Here is a 16,074-nt window from a genome sequence, read left to right as displayed (position 1 = left end):
CGCCGCCGGAACGGGGCGGCGCGCGCCCGCGCGAGCGGTGGCGCCTGCACCGGGCCGGTGTGGTCAACATCTGGCAGTACCGCGACGAGGAGTTCGACCTCTCCGGCGGCCGGGTGATCTTCAAGGGCACCAACGGATCGGGCAAGTCGCGCACGCTGGAGCTGCTGCTGCCGCTGTGCCTGGACGGCGACCTGCGCAACATGGGCTGCAAGGGCTTCGACACCGTCAGCATGAGCCGGCTGATGCTCGACGACTACGCCGAGGGCAGCATGCGCCTGGGCTATGCCTGGACCGAGCTGCGCAGCACCGCGTCCGACGGCACCGAGGAGTTCGTGACCTGCGGCGTCGGCGTGAAGGCCAGCGCCTCCAGCCGCCAGGTCAGCGACTCCTGGCGGTTCATCACCCCGCTGCGGGTGAACAAGGACTTCGCGCTGACCGAGCAGGACCGGCCCGTCAGCCAGGCGCGGCTGCGCGAGCGCATCGGCGAGGACGCCGTCCTCGGCGGCCAGGAGGCCTTCCAGCAGCGGGTCGCCGCGACCGTCTACGGCATCAGCGGCGGCAGCCGCTACGCCGACCTGCTGCACCTGCAGCGCACACTGCGCAATCCCGACATCGGCCTGAAGGTGCTGCAGGGCCAGCTGGAGCAGCTGCTCTCCGACGCGCTGCCGCCGGTGGACCCCGACGTCATCTCCCGCACCGCCACCGGCCTGGACAACCTCGAAGGCGTGCGGCGCAACGTCGCCCGGCTGCGCCGCGCCGACACCGCGCTGGGCGCGTTCCTCGACGGCTACGGCGGCTACGCACTGGGGGTGCTCACCGACCGCGCCGCCAAGCTGGAGGCCGCCGAGGCCGAGGCCCGGCGGGCCGAGGGCGGGCGCGCCAAGCGCGAGGCCGAGCGCGCCTCCGCCGAGGAGGCGCTGCGCGGCGCCGAAGCCGAGCGCGACGCGGTCACCGAGCGCGCCGACGCGGTGCAGACCGAACTGGAGGCGCTGAAGGCCTCACCCGCCTATAGCGCGCTGGGCGACTTGGAGGACAAGGAGGCCACCGTGGCCTCGCAGCGGCGGCACGCCGTGGCCGCGCTGGAGAACGCCGCGGGGCTGCGCTCGGCCGAGGAGCAGTCGGTCGGCGCCGTCGAGCGCGCCGCCGGGCTGGTCGACCGCCTCGGCGCCGCTGCGTCCTCGGGCGCCGCCGAGGCCCGCGAGGCACTGGAGGGCGTCGGCCTGGCCGCGGCGCTGGGGCGGCTGCCCGAGCCGGCGGCCCAGGCGCGGCGCGGGCGCACGGCCGAGCGCGTGCTGCTCTCGCCCGAGCCCGGGGCGCGCCCCGAGGAGGTGCACCGGGAGACCGCCCCCGAGGTCTCGGCGGCCGAACTGCGGGAATCGGCCGAGCGCGCGGCCGAGCGCGTGGACGAGGCGGCCCGGGCGGCCGCCGAACGCGGCCCCGAGCTGTCGGCGCTGCGCTCGCGCGCCGAGCACCTCGACGAGGACGACCGGCGCGTCCGCGGCCTCGGTGAGCAGGCCGCCCGCGCCGCCGAGGACGCCGACGCGGCCGCCCGCAGGGCGCGCGAGGGCGAGGAGCGCCTGCACGCGCTCGGCCGGGCCTGGGCCGAGGCGGTCGCGCGTTGGCACGCCGAGGCGCTGCCGGCGGACGACCGCCCCGAGCCGGGCGAGCTGCCCGAAACACCCGACGGCGACGCGGTGGGCGCCGACCCCGAGGCCTTCCGCGGCGCCCACCGCGACGTGCGGACCGCCCTGGCACCGCGGGTGCGCGGCGCGCAGCACGCGGTGCTGCAGGCCGAGCAGCGCCTGGCCGGGGCCCGCGACGAGCGCGCCCGCCTGGACGCGGAGCTGGCCCGGCTGCGTGCGTCGGCCGAGGTGGAGCCGCCCGCGCCGGCGCTGTCCACCGCCGAGCGCTCCGCCGACCGGGGAGCCCCCTTCCACCGGCTGGTCGACTTCGCCGACGGGTTGCCCGCCCCGGCCCGGGCGCACCTGGAGGCGGCACTGGAGGCCGCCGGACTGCTCACCGCCTGGGTGCGCGCCGACGGCCGGGTCTGCGGGCCCGACGACGGCGACGACACCCTCGCGGTTCCGGGGCCGCAGTGCCGCGGCCCGTCGCTGGCCGACGCGCTGCGCCCGGCCGCCGGCGACACGGCGGTGTCCGAGGAGGCCGTCGAGGCGCTGCTGCGCTGCGTCCCGCTGCTCGCCACCGCCGAGGACGGCCCCGGCGACGGCGCCGCCCTCGCCTCGCTGGCGGAGCCGCGTCCCGGACTCGGCGACGCCGACCGCGCCCGCCTGGACGCCGCCTGGCACAGCGGGCTCGCCGACGCCCGGGTGGCGTCCGACGGGCGGCTGCTCGCCGCCGACGGCACCGAGCTCCCCGCCGACCCGGCCGGGCAGCCGGCGCTGGCCGACCTGCTGCGACCGGCGCCCGGAGCCGTCCGGGAGACCGTGGAGCACGCGCTGCGCGCCTACCGGCTGCCCGCGGCCGGGGCGGGCGTTCTGGGCGGCCTGGCGTTCGGGCTCGACGGGCGCTGGCGGTCCGGCCCGCTGCACGGCCGGCACCGCAAGGACGCCGCCGAGCACATCGGCGCCGGCGCCCGCGAGGAGGCGCGGCGGCGGCGCGTCGCGGAGCTGGAGGAGCACGGCGCGCGGTTGAGCGCCGACGAGGAGTCCCTGCGCGCGGAGCTGGCGGCCGCCCAGCGCCGCGAGTCGGCGTGGAACACCTGTCTGGAGGCCTTTCCCGACATCGGCGAGGTGCTGCGCGAGCACATCGAGACCCGGTCGCGCCGGTCGGCGGCCGCCCGCGCCGCCGCCGACGCCGAGGAGGCCGAGGCCGAGCACGCCCGCACGCGCGCACGGCTCGGCGCCGAGCAGGCCGAGCACCGGCGCGCCTGCGCCGAGCTGGGCGTGGCCCCGGGCGCGGCCGAGCTGCGGGAGCTGTGCGAGCAGGCGCGCCGCGCCGCCGAGGCGCTGGAGGGCGTCGGCTCGCTGCTGCGCCGCGACTACAGCGAGGCGCTGCGCTCGCTGGCGGCCGCCCAGGAGGACCACGCCCGCACCGTCGAGTCCCGGCGCAAGGCCGAGGACGACGCCGCCGAGATCCACCGCGCCTACACCGAGGCCCACGCCGTCCTGTCCACTTTGCGCGAAGGGCTGGGCAGCGACGCCGAGGAGGTCGGCGCGCGCATCTTTGCTCTCCAGGAGGAACGCGGCGAGCTGCGCAACCGTGCACCCAAGGCGCAGGGCGAGGTCGAGGCGGCCATCAAGGCGCTCGCCGACGCCGAGGGACGCCTGGACGCGGTCGAGGGGCGGGTGCGCGAGGCCCGCGCCAAGGTCGCCGACGCCGAGGACGCGCTGACCGACGCCGCCGGCGTCGGCGGCGTGTGGGAGGCCGCCACGGGCCTGGTGGAGCCGCCGTTCGACCGCGCGGAGCTGCGCGCGGAGCTGTCCGCGGCCGCGGCCGAGCGCGCCGCCGACCGCGGGGACGGGGCGGCCGAGCCGTCCGGAGCGTCCCGCGGCAAGGGCGGGCGCGGCGGGGGCAAGGGCGGAGCGGGCGACCCCGCGGCGCTGGAGCGCGACCTGATCGCGCGCCTGCAGGCGCTGCAGTCCGCCCTGGCCGGCACCCACGACGTGCAGGCCGACCGGGACCGGGCCATCCTGACCGTCACCGTCAGCGACGAGGCCGGGACCGCGCCCGTGGCCGCCACCGCCCGCGCCACCGCGGCCCGGCTCGCCCAGGCCGAGGACAACCTCACCGCGCGGGAGGAGGGCGTCTTCGAGGAGTACCTGCTCGGCGACATCGCCGAGGAGCTGCACCGCCAGATCGGCGCCGCCGAGGCGCTGACCCGGCGGATGAACACGGTGCTGGAGGCCGCCCACTCCAGCCAGGGCGTGCGGGTGGAGCTGTCCTGGGAGCCCTCGCCGCAGCTCGACCCGGCCGAGCGGTCGGCGTTCGCACTGGCGAAGAAGCCGCTGGCCCGGCGCAGCGCCGAGGAGAACGACCGGCTGCGCCGAGCGCTGATGGACCGCATCCGCGCCACCCGCGCCCAGGGGGCCGGCGCCGGCTACGCCGAGCTGCTGTCGGGGGCGCTGGACTACCGCCGGTGGTACGCCTACCGGGTGCGCATCCACGACACCGGGCCCGACGGCCGCCCGCGCGACCGCCGCATCCGCCAGCTCTCCTCGGGCGAAACCCGCCTGGTGTCCTATGTCACCCTGTTCGCCGCCAGCGCCGCATTCTACGACGCCCTGCAGAGCGACGCCGAGGGCCCGCTGCGCATGGTGCTGCTGGACGAGGCCTTCGAGCGGCTGGACGACCCCACCATCGCCCGGCTGCTCGAACTGCTGGTCGACCTGGACATGGACTGGGCGATCACCTGGCCCTCCGGCTACGGGGTCTCGCCCAGGATCGACCGGATGCACATCTACGACATCCTCAAGCGCAAGGGCGCCTGGGGTGTGGCCTGCGCCCGCACGACCTGGAACGGCGCGGGCTTCGAGCGGGCCGGGTGAGCCCGCTCGGCGGCCCGTGCGCGCGGGCCGGCCGCGCCCGGCGCGCCGGGCGCACTCGGGGGCGAAGCCGTGCGGATAGGAAGCGGGCGGCCTGGGTAGAGCGCGGGGGTGAAGGGCCCGGATTATTCCCGCCGCACCCTGTCAGAAGGGCTATACCGGCGGGCCGGGGCGGCTGCTGATAGCTTCTTTACCGGCGATCGCGTTCGCCCCGAATCCTTTTTAACCGCGTCAGAGGAAGGTGCGTAGAAACATGCCTGCGCCTTACGAGCTTCCGGAGCTGCCCTACGACTACTCGGCGCTGGAGCCGTGGATCTCCGGTCAGATCATGGAGCTGCACCACGACAAGCACCACGCCACCTACGTCTCGGGCGCCAACACCGCGCTGGAGAAGCTGGCCGAGGCCCGGGACAAGAACGACCTGAGCACGGTCAACCTCCTGGAGAAGAACCTGGCGTTCAATCTGGCGGGGCACATCAACCACACCGTCTTCTGGCCGAACATGTCGCCGGACGGCGGCGACAAGCCCGAGGGCGAGCTCGGTGCCGCCATCGACGACCAGTTCGGGTCCTTCGACGCGTTCCGCGCCCACTTCGGCGCCGTGGCCACCGGTGTGCAGGGCTCCGGGTGGGCGATCCTCGCCTGGGACATCCTCGGCCAGCGCCTGATCATCGAGCAGCTCTACGACCACCAGGGCAACCTGGCGGCCGGCTCCTACCCGCTGCTCATGCTGGACATGTGGGAGCACGCGTTCTACCTGCAGTACAAGAACGTCAAGGCGGACTACGTCAAGGCGTTCTGGAACGTCGTCAACTGGGCGGACGTGCAGCGCCGCTTCGACGACGCCCGCAAGGTCCAGCTCGGCTGAGGTCCGCTCGGACCCCGGGCGCAGCGAGTGAACGAGGGGCGGCACCGCCGGTGCCGCCCCTCGTCCCGTCCGACGGCCCGCCGAGCGGCGGCGCCGCGCCGGCTCAGGCGCACAGGGCGGCGACGGCCTCCCTGGGGGTGTCGACCACGGGGTGGCCGGTGGCCTCCAGCCGCTCGCGGCTCATCATGCCGGCGGCCACCAGGACCGCGTGCGCCCCGGCCTCGGTGGCGGCGCGGCCGTCGTCGTCGATGTCGCCGACGAGCACCACCGCGGAGGGGTCGACGTCCAGCTCGGCGAGGTGGGCGGCCAGGTGGTGGGACTTGGAGCCGTCGCGGGTGTCGAAGCGCCGCCCGTCCACCCGCGCGAAGTGGCGCTCCAGCGCGCGCTGGGCGACCAGCGTGGTGACGCTGTCGTGGGAGGCCATCGACAGCAGCGACTGCGACCCGCCGTAGGCGCGCCAGTCGAGCAGGATGTCGGGCACACCGTCGGCCAGGCCGCAGGAGGGCAGCAGCTCGGTGTAGTGGTCGTCGTAGACGCGGTTCAGGCGCGCCCACTCCTCCTCGGCCAGGGAGCGGCCCAGCAGCTCCTCGTAGCAGTCGAGCAGCGGGCGGCGGAAGAAGGTGCGCCAGAAGTCCAGTTCGACGGGGTCCCGGCCGAACTCGGAGCAGACCCGGTTGAGGGCGGCCATGTTGGCGTGGTTGTCGTCGAGCAGCGTGCCGTTCCAGTCCCAGACGATGTGCGTGACGCCGTTGAGGCGAGCGAACCCGTTATCTACCACGCTGAGCACTCTAAGACACGGCGGCGGCCGAACCGACGCCGACCTGGGCACCAACGGGGCGGGAGCCGGGAGCCGTACCCGGGCACCCGGGGGCTGCGAACCGGGTACCGCCAGCGGGTGTCAGGGGATGCGCGGAGCCGCCGAGCTCCGCGGCTCGCGCCGCCTGCGCCTGCGGCGGCGCCACGCCCAGACGCCGACCGCCGCCAGCAGCACGGCGGCGACCGCGGCCAGGACCGGGGCGAGGACGGCCGCGACCGAGGTCAGGACGCTGGCGGCGTCCTCGACGACGCTGACCACGGGGCCGCCGGCACCGAACGTCACGGCGTTGAGGACGGGGCGCGCGCTCGCCTTGAGCAGGTGGAAGGCCAGCGCGATCAGTACGCCGGCGGCGATCTGCCACCAGGCCGCTCCCCCGCCGCTCCCGTCGCCGCCCGCCCACGAGGCGATCTCCGTGGCGGTGGTCGAGGAGGCGCCGGCGCCGAAGGTGATGCCGCCCGATGTGGGACGCACGACGGTCTGCACCGCGTCGTTGAGGCTGTCGACGGCGGGGATCTTGTCGGCCGCGACCTCCAGTGCCAGCAGCACGCCGAGGATGACGAGCACGGCCGGGTGCTCCAGCCACTGCCATCCCGGGCCCAGCGGCAGCAGTTCCGTGTAGCGCGCGATGATTCCGACGGTCAGCAGGGGGACGTAGGCGTTGAGCCCGGCGGCCGAGGCGAGCCCGGTCCCGGTCAGGATCTCCAGCATCGAGGGGCGGCCCGATCCGTCTCAGCAGCTCTGGGCACCGGAGGCGGCGCCGTCCGCGGGGGCGCGCCGACCGGCCGGTGCGCGGTCACCCGGTGAGACGCCGGAAACGGGCCTCGGGTTCCCCGCACGGCGCCCGTTCACCGCCCGGCGCCGGCTCCGGTCCCGTGCCCTGCTGCTCCCTCGGGACCTACTGCCGGTAGCCCTCGACCTCGTCGGCGGGGCGCACATGCACGGCGTCGGGGTCGTCGCCGAACTCCTCGCGTGCACGGCGTTGGCGCAGGAGGTCCCAGCACTGGTCGAGCTCGCGCTCCAGGCGGCGCATCCGCCGGCGCTCCTCCGGCGTCAGCCGGTGCTCGTTCTGCTCCCGCAGGTCGCGCTCCTCGGTCACCAGTTCGCTGATGCGCCCGAGGATGCTGCTCTCCTGGTTTCCGGCCTCGCTCATACCCCCATGGTCGGTCGGCCCCCGTGCGCTTGGCAAGCGCCGGAGTGCTCCTCCGGCGGCCGCGGCGAACTGCGGATTCGCCCGCCGGCGGGTGCGGTCGGGCCCCGGCGAGTACCCGGCAGGTCTGAGAACCGACTCCTGAGGGGACTGTTCCCGACACAGGCGCCGGCGGCCGCCTCTCCGGCGGTGCCGCCGGCGCACCCCTGCCCCCACCCCCTCTCACCCTTCGGAGACATCGATGCGGATCTACGCCGACCGCCCCCTGCGCTTCCTGATCCAGTCCGGGGCCGACCTGCTGACCGCGGGCTGGATCGCGGCGTGGGTGTGGGCGGGCCTGACACTGCACGAGACGCTCGCCGCCCTGGCCGAACCCGGCGAGCTGATGGAGTCGGCGGGCGACGGCGTGGCCGAGAGCATGGCCGACGCCGCCGAGCAGGCCGAGCGGGTGCCGTGGGCCGGCGAGGGCCTCGCCGCGCCGTTCGGCCGCGTCGGCGACGCGGGCGCCTCACTGAGCGAGGCCGGCCGCGGGTTCCAGGAGACCATGGGCACGGTGGCGCTGTCGCTGTCGCTGATGACGGCGGTGGTACCGGTGCTTTTCGCACTGGTCGCCTGGCTGCCCACGCGGGGCCGGTGGATCCGCCGGGCCTCGAGCGCCGCGGCGCTGCGGTCGATGCCCGCCGACAGCGGTGCGCCTCTACTGGCGCTGCGCGCGCTGGCGACGGCGCGGCCCCGGCGGCTGCTGAAGGTCTCGCCCGATCCGGCCGGGGCGTGGCGCGCGGGCGACGCGGAGGCCGTCGCGGGCCTGGCGGAGGTGGAGCTGCGCCGACTGGGGCTGCGGCCGCGCCGGAGCTGAGGCGGGCGTCCGCAGCCCGGCACGGAGCACACCGATTTCGGGCGCTGCGGGCCGGGCGCCCCATGTGTGCCGGTTCGCGCCGATCGCCCGCGGCGGCGGCGATACTGGGGCCACCGCGCCGCCGTCGGTATCGTGCCGAGGCGGCGAGCCGCGGCGCGGGAATGCCGCACGCACATAGGGCGCTGCTATACCCGAAGGGGGTATATTGATGGCTGAAGAGCGGGACACCGGGGAGAGCACCCAGATGGCCACCTACGGCTACCACGACAACAAGAAGAGCCACCTCGACCGGCTCAGCCGGATCGAGGGGCAGGTGCGTGGCCTGAGGCGGATGGTCGAGAGCGACTCCTACTGCATCGACGTCCTCACGCAGACGGCCGCGGTGAACAAGGCGCTGCGCTCTTTCGCGCTGTCGATGCTCGACGAGCACCTCAAGCACTGCGTCGGGCACGCCGTCGCCAACGGCGGCGAGGAGGCCGACGAGAAGGTGCGCGAGGCCTCCGAGGCCATCGCCCGGCTGGTGCGCTCCTGACCCGCCCTTTCGGAACCGACACATCCGTCCACGAGGAAGGGACCGCCGTGGCCGCCACCACCATCACCGTCAAGGGCATGACCTGCGAGCACTGCGTCAAGGCGGTGACCGAGGAGGTCTCGGCGCTGCCGGGGGTGACCTCGGTCGAGGTCGACCTGGGCAGCGGCCGTGTCGACGTGAGCAGTGAGAGCCCGCTCAGCGGCGAGCAGCTCGACGCCGCCGTCGACGAGGCGGGCTACGAGATCGTGCGCTGACAGCGCCCGCCGGCGCCGGACGCCGGCGCCCGGGAGCATGCGTGCGGGCGGCGGCCGCAGGCCGGCGACCGGGAGGCCGCCGCCCGTGGGGCTGTGCGGCTGACCGCGAACGGGGCGGCCGGTCCCTCCGACCGGTCCGGCGCCGCCGGACCGGGACCGTCAGCCGCCCTCGGGCTGCGGAGCCGACTCCAGCAGGCGCGCGCTCTCCCGGCGGGCGCCCTGCGGGTCGAGGTAGTGGGCGGCCTCCAGGTCCACGAAGGTCGAGGGCTTGCCGCGGTGGAAGCCCAGCCGCGCCACCTCGCCGCCGGTTACCGCCCGGATCATCCAGTTGGCCGCGACCCGCGCGCGGGCGGGGTTGGAGGGCAGCGACCACAGGTGGTATCCGCGGGTGACCGCGAACGCCGGGAACCCCGAGAGGTCGTAGCCCAGCGGCCGCGCCACGGCGTCGCGCCCGCTCAGGTCGACGACCAGTCCCAGATCCTTGTGCAGGAACGTGCGCTTGGGCCGACCGGTCAGCGAGGCGATCACGTTGTCGGCGGCCACCGTGCCCTGGCGCTCGGCGTACTGGGCGGTGGGCGGGCACACCGCGCCCTGGTCGTCCTTGCTGAGGTCGGGCACTGCCGCGGCGTCGCCGAGGGCGAACACGTCGGGCAGGTCGGGCACCGCGAGGTCGGAGTCCACCACGAGCTTGCCGCGGCTGGTCTCGGCACCCAGGGAGTCCATCAGCGGGCTGGGCGAGGTGCCGGCCGTCCAGATGAGGGTGCGGCACGGCAGCATCCGGCCGTCGGTCAGCGCGACCTTGTGCTCGGTGACCTCCCTGACCGTCACCTCCAGCTTGACCTCGACGCCCATGGAGCGCAGCAGGTCCAGCGCCTCCTCGCCCAGCCTGGTGCCCAGCTCGGGCAGCAGCCGCGGTGCGATGTCGACCAGGTGCCAGTTGATGGCCGAGCGCAGCGACGGATAGAGGCGCGCCGCCTCCTCCGTCAGCCGGCGCAGGGACGCCGCGGTCTCCACACCGGTGTAGCCGCCGCCGACCACGACGAACCGGCAGCGCTCCTCGCGCTCCACGGGGTCGGTGGTGGCGTTGGCCAGTTCCAGCTGGGCGAGCACGTGGTCGCGCAGCACGGTCGCCTCGGCGAGGTTCTTGTTGCCGAACGCGTGCTCGGTCAGGCCCGGGATGTCGAAGACGCGGGTGAGGCTGCCCGGCGCGAGGACGAGCCGGTCGTAGCGCTCGACGGCCGGCTCGTCGGAGATCTTGCGGATGAGCACCGCCTTGGCGTCGGTGTCCACACCGATGGCCGACCCGGGCACGATGCGGGTGCGGTGCAGCGAGCGGTGCAGCGAGACCGCCAGGGACTGGGGCGTCAGCAGCCCCGAGGCCACCTGCGGCAGCAGCGGGCTGTAGAGCATGTAGTCGTTGGGCGCGACCAGCACGATGTCGGCGGCGGACCTGGGTATGCGGCGTTCGAGGCGCTTGAGGGCCTGCAGCCCTGCGAATCCCGCGCCAACCACCACGATGCGAGGCCGTGCCATGGTCGATCCACTCCCCCTTAAGCCGCCGTGCGGGCCGGCCCGGCGCCGCCTGCCGCCGGCACCGGCCGGGCGCACGAGTCCGTCTGCTGCTCGGGCTGCCCGAGCGCCTCGCGGTCAAACGTCGGCCCGGTGGCGCGGGCCCCGGCCGCGACACGCCGGCGAGTGCCCGCGGGCGGGCGGCGGCCCCGTCCGCCGAGGCCACCGGCCTTCGGTCGAGGCGACCGCCGAACGCCGCGGCCTGGGCGGCGGGCTGCGCCGACGGTCCACGGAGAGCCGGGCACGAGCCCGGCCGCCTGCCGCCGTGTCGTCGCGGCCGGAGCGGCCGAGGCGGCCGCCGCAGGTGCGGCCGGGACCGCTACGGGACGGCGCGCGGGCGGACCGCCGCCGTTCGGCCGGGCGCGGGCACGGCGCGGTTCTCTCGCGCCCGCTGGAGGGCCCCTGGGCGGCGCGGCGCGGGTGTCAGGACTCCGCCAGCAGGGCGGCCCGGCCCATGGACAGCAGCAGCTCCGCCATGGGCTCGGGATCCAGCTGCTGGGCGCTGTGCGGAGTGGAGTTGAGCAGGCCGAATGCCGCGTGCACGGCGGCGCGCAGGGTGGGCGGGTCGGCGTCGGGGCGCAGGCGGGCCAGCACGCCCACCCACTGCTCGACGTAGCCGCGCTGCAGGCGGCGGATGCGGCGCCGGTCGGGTTCGGCGACGTTGCCGAGCTCGCGGTCGTGCACCGTGATCAGCGCCGGCTCGGTGAGCGCGAAGCGGATGTGGCCGCGCAGCAGCTCGTCCAGCGCCCGGTGCGGGTCGCCGCAGGCCTCGGCGCGCTGCCTTCCGTCGGCGGCGAGGCGCTCGCTGACCTCCAGCAGCATCGCCGCCAGCAGCGCGTCCTTGCCGGGGAAGTGCCGGTAGAGCGCCGGGCCGCTGGTGCCGACCGCCTTGCCCAGGTCGTCGATGCTGACGCCGTGGAAACCGCGCGCGGCGAACAGGCCCGCCGCGGCCCGCAGGATCTCGGCGCGGCGGGCGCCGGCGGTGCGGCCGGCCATCGGCGCCTCCTTCCCTCGACCCGGCAGCGCCCGGACGGAGCGCGCTCAGCACTGGACACCGACGTTAACGGACACTAACATCACCGATGTTAGCGTTCATTAACAGCGGAGGCGAACCCATGCCAACGGCACCGGTGCTCAGCTCGGCCGTCGACACCGAGGGCGCCGAGTTCGCGGCCAACGCCGCGGCGAACCGCGCCCTCGCGGCCCAACTTCGCGAGCGCCTTGCCGCCACCGCGCTGGGCGGACCGGAGAAGACCCGCATCCGCCACACCGAGCGCGGCAAGCTGCTGCCGCGCGAGCGCGTCGACCGGCTGCTCGACCCCGGGTCGCCGTTCCTGGAGCTGGCACCCCTGGCCGGCTGGGGGCTCTACGGCGCCGACGGCCACGACGCCCCCGCCGCCGGGATCATCACCGGCATCGGGCGCGTATGCGGGCGCGAGGCGGTGATCGTCGCCAACGACGCCACGGTCAAGGGCGGCAGCTACTACCCGATGACCGTCAAGAAGCACCTGCGCGCCCAGGAGGTCGCGCTACACAACCGGCTGCCGTGCGTGTACCTGGCCGACTCCGGCGGCGCCTTCCTGCCGATGCAGGACGAGGTCTTCCCCGACCGCGAGCACTTCGGGCGCATCTTCTACAACCAGGCGACCATGTCGCAGCTGGGAATCCCGCAGATCGCCGCCGTGCTGGGCTCCTGCACGGCCGGCGGCGCCTACGTCCCGGCGATGAGCGACGAGGCCGTGATCGTCCGCGACCAGGGGACGATCTTTTTGGGCGGCCCGCCCCTGGTGAAGGCGGCCACCGGCGAGGTCGTCACCGCCGAGGAGCTGGGCGGCGGCGACGTGCACGCGCGCGTCTCCGGTGTCGTCGACCACCTGGCCGAGGACGACGCCCACGCACTGGCCGTCGTCCGCCAGATCGCCGACACGCTCGGCCCGCGCGGCGAGCCCGCCTGGGAGCGGGCGGAGCCGCGGCCGCCCGAGCTGGACCCCGCCGAGATCCACGGCGTGGTGCCCACCGACACCCGCACCCCCTACGACGTGCGCGAGATCATCGGGCGGGTGGTCGACGGCAGCGAGTTCACCGAGTTCAAGGCCGAGTACGGCAGCACCCTGGTATGCGGGTTCGCCCGCATCCACGGCCATCCCGTGGGGATCGTGGCCAACAACGGCATCCTGTTCGCCGAGTCGGCGCTCAAGGGCGCGCACTTCATCGAGTTGTGCGACCGGCGCAGCACGCCGCTGGTGTTCCTGCAGAACATCTCGGGGTTCATGGTCGGACGCGACTACGAGGCCGGCGGGATCGCCAAGCACGGCGCGAAGATGGTCACGGCGGTGGCCTGCGCGCGGGTGCCCAAGCTCACCGTGGTCGTGGGCGGGTCCTTCGGCGCGGGCAACTACAGCATGTGCGGCCGGGCGTACTCGCCGCGGTTCGTGTGGATGTGGCCCAACGCGCGGATCTCGGTGATGGGCGGCGAGCAGGCCGCCTCCGTGCTGGCCACGGTCCGGCGCGACCAACTGGAGGCGCAGGGCCGGGAGTGGCCGGGCCAGGAGGAAGAGGAGTTCAAGGCGCCGATCCGCGAGCAGTACGAACGGCAGGGCGACCCCTACTACTCGACCGCGCGGCTGTGGGACGACGGCGTCATCGACCCGGCCGACACCCGCACCGTGCTGGCGCTGGGTCTGGAGGCCGCCCGCTACGCCCCGCTGGAGCCGGTGGGCTACGGCGTGTTCCGGATGTGAGGTGGACGACGATGTCCGAGGGTGAGCAGCGCGCGGACCGCGTGCCGGAGGCGCCGCGGGACGGGACCGCCGCGGGCCCCGCACCGGCCGGCGCGGGAAGCGGTGGGAGCGTCCCGGGCGGGCAGGCCCCGGGCGGACCCGCCGGCGGTCCGGGCGAGCGCGCCGCGGGGGTGTCCGCCTCCGGCCGCGCGACCACCGTGCTGGTGGCCAACCGCGGCGAGATCGCCGTACGCATCATGCGGACCGTCCGGCGGATGGGCCTGCGCTCGGTCGCCGTGCACAGCACCGCCGACCCCGGAGCCCGGCACGTGCGCGCGGCCGACGCCGCGGTCTGCGTCGGCGGCCCGTCCCTGGCCGAGAGCTACCTCGACGCCGAGGCGATCGTGGCGGCGGCGGTGCAGTCCGGCGCGCGGATGGTGCACCCCGGCTACGGCTTCCTCGCCGAGAACGCCGACTTCGCGCGGCGCTGCGCGGAGGCGGGCCTGGTGTTCATCGGACCGCCGCCCGCGGCGATCGAGGCGATGGGCGACAAGATCAGCGCCAAGGAGCGCGTGGCCGCGGCCGGCGTGCCGCTGCTGCCCGGATTCGCCGAAGAGCCCGGTCGGCCCATGGACGACGGCGAACTGGCACGCGCGGCGGAGCGCACCGGCTACCCGCTGCTGATCAAGCCCTCGGCGGGCGGCGGCGGCAAGGGGATGCGCGTGGTGCACGGGCCGGGTGAGCTCGCCGCGGCGGCCGCGGCGGCGCGGCGCGAGGCCGAGGCGGCCTTCGGCGACCGGACGCTGCTGGTCGAGCGGCTGGTGCGGCGGCCCCGCCACATCGAGGTGCAGGTGATGGCCGACCGCTACGGCAACGTGCTGCACCTGGGCGAGCGCGAGTGCAGTCTGCAGCGACGCCACCAGAAGATCGTCGAGGAGTCGCCGTCGCCGCTGCTGAACGCGGAGCAGCGCGCCGCGATGGGCGAGGCGGCGGTGGCCGCGGCCAAGGCGTGCGGGTATGTCGGCGCCGGAACCGTCGAGTTCATCGTCGAGCCGCCGGAGGGCGCGGCGGTGGAGGCGGAGGAAGCTGCGCAGCAGGCCGCCGACGGGGCGCAGGCCGCGGGATCGGTCGGCTCGGCTGCGGAGGCGAGGCCGGAGAGGCCGCAGAGCGGCGGGCCCGCCGGCGGCGGCTCGGGGCAGCACGGTGCGGAGGCTCCGGGGGAACCCCTTATCTCAAGTCAAGCCCACCGCGGCCCCGGTTCGCCAACCCGATCCGGCGGGCTGTGGACGGCGAGCGCCGCTCCGCACGGCTCCGGGCACGGCGACGCAGGGACTCCGGGGGAGTCCCCTTCTTCAGGTCAACCCGCTGCCGAGCGTCCCTCACCACCCCGGCCGTCCGACCCGTCGACGACCGAGGCCCTCGACTACTCGTTCCTGGAGATGAACACCCGCCTGCAGGTGGAGCACCCCGTCACCGAGGCCGTGGCCGCGGTCGGCGGCCGGCGCGGCATCGACCTCGTCGAACTGCAGATCCGCGTCGCCCGCGGCGAACCGCTGCCCTTCGCTCAGGCCGACGTCTCCCTGTCCGGCCACGCCGTCGAGGCCCGCGTCTACGCCGAGGACCCCGCCCACGGCTTCCTGCCCACCGGCGGCCGCGTCCTGCTGCTGGACGAGCCCGCGGGCGCGGACCTGCGGGTGGACTCCGGGCTGGACGAGGGCACCGAGATCACCTCCGCCTACGACCCCATGCTGGCCAAGGTGGTCTCCTGGGCCCCCGACCGCGCCGGCGCCCTGGACCGGATGGACTCCGCCCTGGCCGCCTACACGCTGCTCGGCTGCGACACCAACGTGTCCTTCCTGCGCGCCCTGCTGCGCACGCCCCAGGTGCGCGCCGGAGCGCTGAGCACCGACCTCACCGAGCGGCTCGCGCCCGAGCTCACCGCCCCGGCCAGCGGCCCCGCTCCGACAGCAGCGGAGCACGCCACCGCGGACCGGACGAGCGCCGCCGGACCCGCTCCCACCGCGGGCTCCTCCGCCGCTCCCCCGCCCGACGAGCTGATCGCCGCGGCGGCCGACCACCAGCTCGGCCTGGAGCCGGACCCGCGCACCGCCGACCGCTTCGCCGTCCCCGACGGCTGGCGCGTCGGCGAGCCCGGCTGGACGGCATGGCGGCTGCGCTCGCCCCGGCACAGCGCGGCGGCGGTCCGCGTGCGCCGCCGCCCCTCCCCCGCGACCACCGCGGCCGCCGACCCGCAGAGTTTCGGCGCCCCGCCGCTGGTACCCGGAGCCGGCGCACACGGCCCCCGCACCGTCGCCTACGAGGTCAGCGTCGACGGCGGCCCGTCCGTCGCCGTCGACGCCGCACGCTCGCCCGACGGCCGCACCCTGACGGTGGCGCTGCGCTCGCGCACTCTGCGCTACGCCCGCGCCGCCGAGCCCGCCGGGCTGTGGCTGGGCCGCGAGGGCGCGGCCTGGCGCTTCCAGGACGACCCCGTCCTCGCGCCGTCCCGCACCGCCGGGGCCGCCGGCGACGGCACGGTGCGCAGCCCCATGCCCGGCACCGTCCTCTCGCTCGCCGTCGCCGAGGGCGAAGGGGTCGCCGCCGGAGCTCCCGTGGCCGTCGTCGAGGCGATGAAGATGGAGCACACCGTCACCGCGCCCGTCGGCGGCACCGTCAGCGAGCTGCCCGTGCGCCCCGGCCGCCCCGTGGCCATGGACGCCGTGCTGGCCCGCATCACCCCGGAGCCCGCGGAGACCCCGCCGGGCTCCGGCGGCCCCGACTCCGCGCCCACCACGCTTGAGGAGTGACC

At 75.7% G+C, this 16,074-nt stretch carries 12 protein-coding genes; 7 read left to right on the top strand and 5 right to left on the bottom strand.

Annotated elements, in window-relative coordinates:
* Positions 1 to 59: 59 nt before the first annotated feature.
* Together ABEA15_RS01125 and ABEA15_RS01120 are read left to right on the top strand one after the other, a co-directional pair.
* Complete coding sequence (locus ABEA15_RS01125) at positions 60 to 4,505, top strand: SbcC/MukB-like Walker B domain-containing protein (protein WP_345555058.1); 4,446 nt, start codon at positions 60 to 62, stop codon at positions 4,503 to 4,505.
* Positions 4,506 to 4,755: 250 nt separating this feature from the next.
* Positions 4,756 to 5,370 (top strand): superoxide dismutase, encoded by a 615-nt coding sequence (locus tag ABEA15_RS01120; RefSeq protein ID WP_311543403.1) that lies wholly within the window; start codon positions 4,756 to 4,758, stop codon positions 5,368 to 5,370.
* A 103-nt stretch (positions 5,371 to 5,473) separates the two neighbouring features.
* Here the strand turns inward: ABEA15_RS01120 and ABEA15_RS01115 are convergent, their stop codons facing one another.
* The 3 genes from ABEA15_RS01115 to ABEA15_RS01105 form a co-directional block, all read right to left on the bottom strand.
* Positions 5,474 to 6,148, bottom strand: a complete 675-nt coding sequence (locus ABEA15_RS01115) for an HAD family hydrolase (RefSeq protein WP_345555056.1) — start codon at positions 6,146 to 6,148, stop codon at positions 5,474 to 5,476.
* A 120-nt stretch (positions 6,149 to 6,268) separates the two neighbouring features.
* Positions 6,269 to 6,895 carry a DUF4126 domain-containing protein gene (locus ABEA15_RS01110; RefSeq protein WP_345555054.1) on the bottom strand — a complete coding sequence of 209 codons (627 nt, stop codon included), beginning with the start codon at positions 6,893 to 6,895 and terminating at the stop codon, positions 6,269 to 6,271.
* Positions 6,896 to 7,082: 187 nt separating this feature from the next.
* Entirely contained in the window at positions 7,083 to 7,337 is a 255-nt protein-coding gene (locus ABEA15_RS01105) for a DUF2630 family protein (protein WP_345555052.1), read from the bottom strand.
* Between the two features lie 238 nt (positions 7,338 to 7,575).
* Here ABEA15_RS01105 and ABEA15_RS01100 point away from each other — a divergent pair, with 238 nt between their 5' ends.
* From ABEA15_RS01100 to ABEA15_RS01090, 3 genes are all read left to right on the top strand, one after another.
* Positions 7,576 to 8,190, top strand: a complete 615-nt coding sequence (locus ABEA15_RS01100) for a hypothetical protein (RefSeq protein WP_345555050.1) — start codon at positions 7,576 to 7,578, stop codon at positions 8,188 to 8,190.
* A gap of 244 nt (positions 8,191 to 8,434) precedes the next feature.
* The gene (locus ABEA15_RS01095; RefSeq protein WP_311543607.1) at positions 8,435 to 8,722 is read left to right on the top strand and encodes a metal-sensitive transcriptional regulator; all 288 of its coding nucleotides are present in this window, start codon (positions 8,435 to 8,437) and stop codon (positions 8,720 to 8,722) included.
* A gap of 47 nt (positions 8,723 to 8,769) precedes the next feature.
* Positions 8,770 to 8,976, top strand: a complete 207-nt coding sequence (locus ABEA15_RS01090) for a heavy-metal-associated domain-containing protein (RefSeq protein WP_344139686.1) — start codon at positions 8,770 to 8,772, stop codon at positions 8,974 to 8,976.
* A 159-nt stretch (positions 8,977 to 9,135) separates the two neighbouring features.
* Here ABEA15_RS01090 and ABEA15_RS01085 read toward each other — a convergent pair whose 3' ends face one another.
* Together ABEA15_RS01085 and ABEA15_RS01080 are read right to left on the bottom strand one after the other, a co-directional pair.
* Positions 9,136 to 10,509, bottom strand: a complete 1,374-nt coding sequence (locus ABEA15_RS01085; protein WP_344139689.1) for an NAD(P)/FAD-dependent oxidoreductase — start codon at positions 10,507 to 10,509, stop codon at positions 9,136 to 9,138.
* 459 nt (positions 10,510 to 10,968) lie between these two features.
* A complete protein-coding gene (locus ABEA15_RS01080; protein ID WP_345555048.1) occupies positions 10,969 to 11,541 on the bottom strand; it encodes an SACE_7040 family transcriptional regulator in 573 nt (190 codons plus the stop codon).
* Positions 11,542 to 11,675: 134 nt separating this feature from the next.
* Here ABEA15_RS01080 and ABEA15_RS01075 point away from each other — a divergent pair, with 134 nt between their 5' ends.
* Together ABEA15_RS01075 and ABEA15_RS01070 are read left to right on the top strand one after the other, a co-directional pair.
* Positions 11,676 to 13,286 (top strand): carboxyl transferase domain-containing protein, encoded by a 1,611-nt coding sequence (locus ABEA15_RS01075; protein ID WP_425573271.1) that lies wholly within the window; start codon positions 11,676 to 11,678, stop codon positions 13,284 to 13,286.
* Between the two features lie 11 nt (positions 13,287 to 13,297).
* Positions 13,298 to 16,072: an ATP-binding protein gene (locus ABEA15_RS01070; RefSeq protein ID WP_425579341.1), complete on the top strand. Its 2,775-nt coding sequence runs from the start codon at positions 13,298 to 13,300 to the stop codon at positions 16,070 to 16,072.
* Positions 16,073 to 16,074: the final 2 nt, after the last annotated feature.

This window comes from Streptomonospora halophila, assembly GCF_039542725.1.
In the GTDB taxonomy this organism is placed as follows: Bacteria; Actinomycetota; Actinomycetes; order Streptosporangiales; family Streptosporangiaceae; genus Streptomonospora; species Streptomonospora halophila.
Note: the sequence above shows the minus strand (reverse complement) of the source record. Positions and strands in the feature narration are given on the sequence as shown.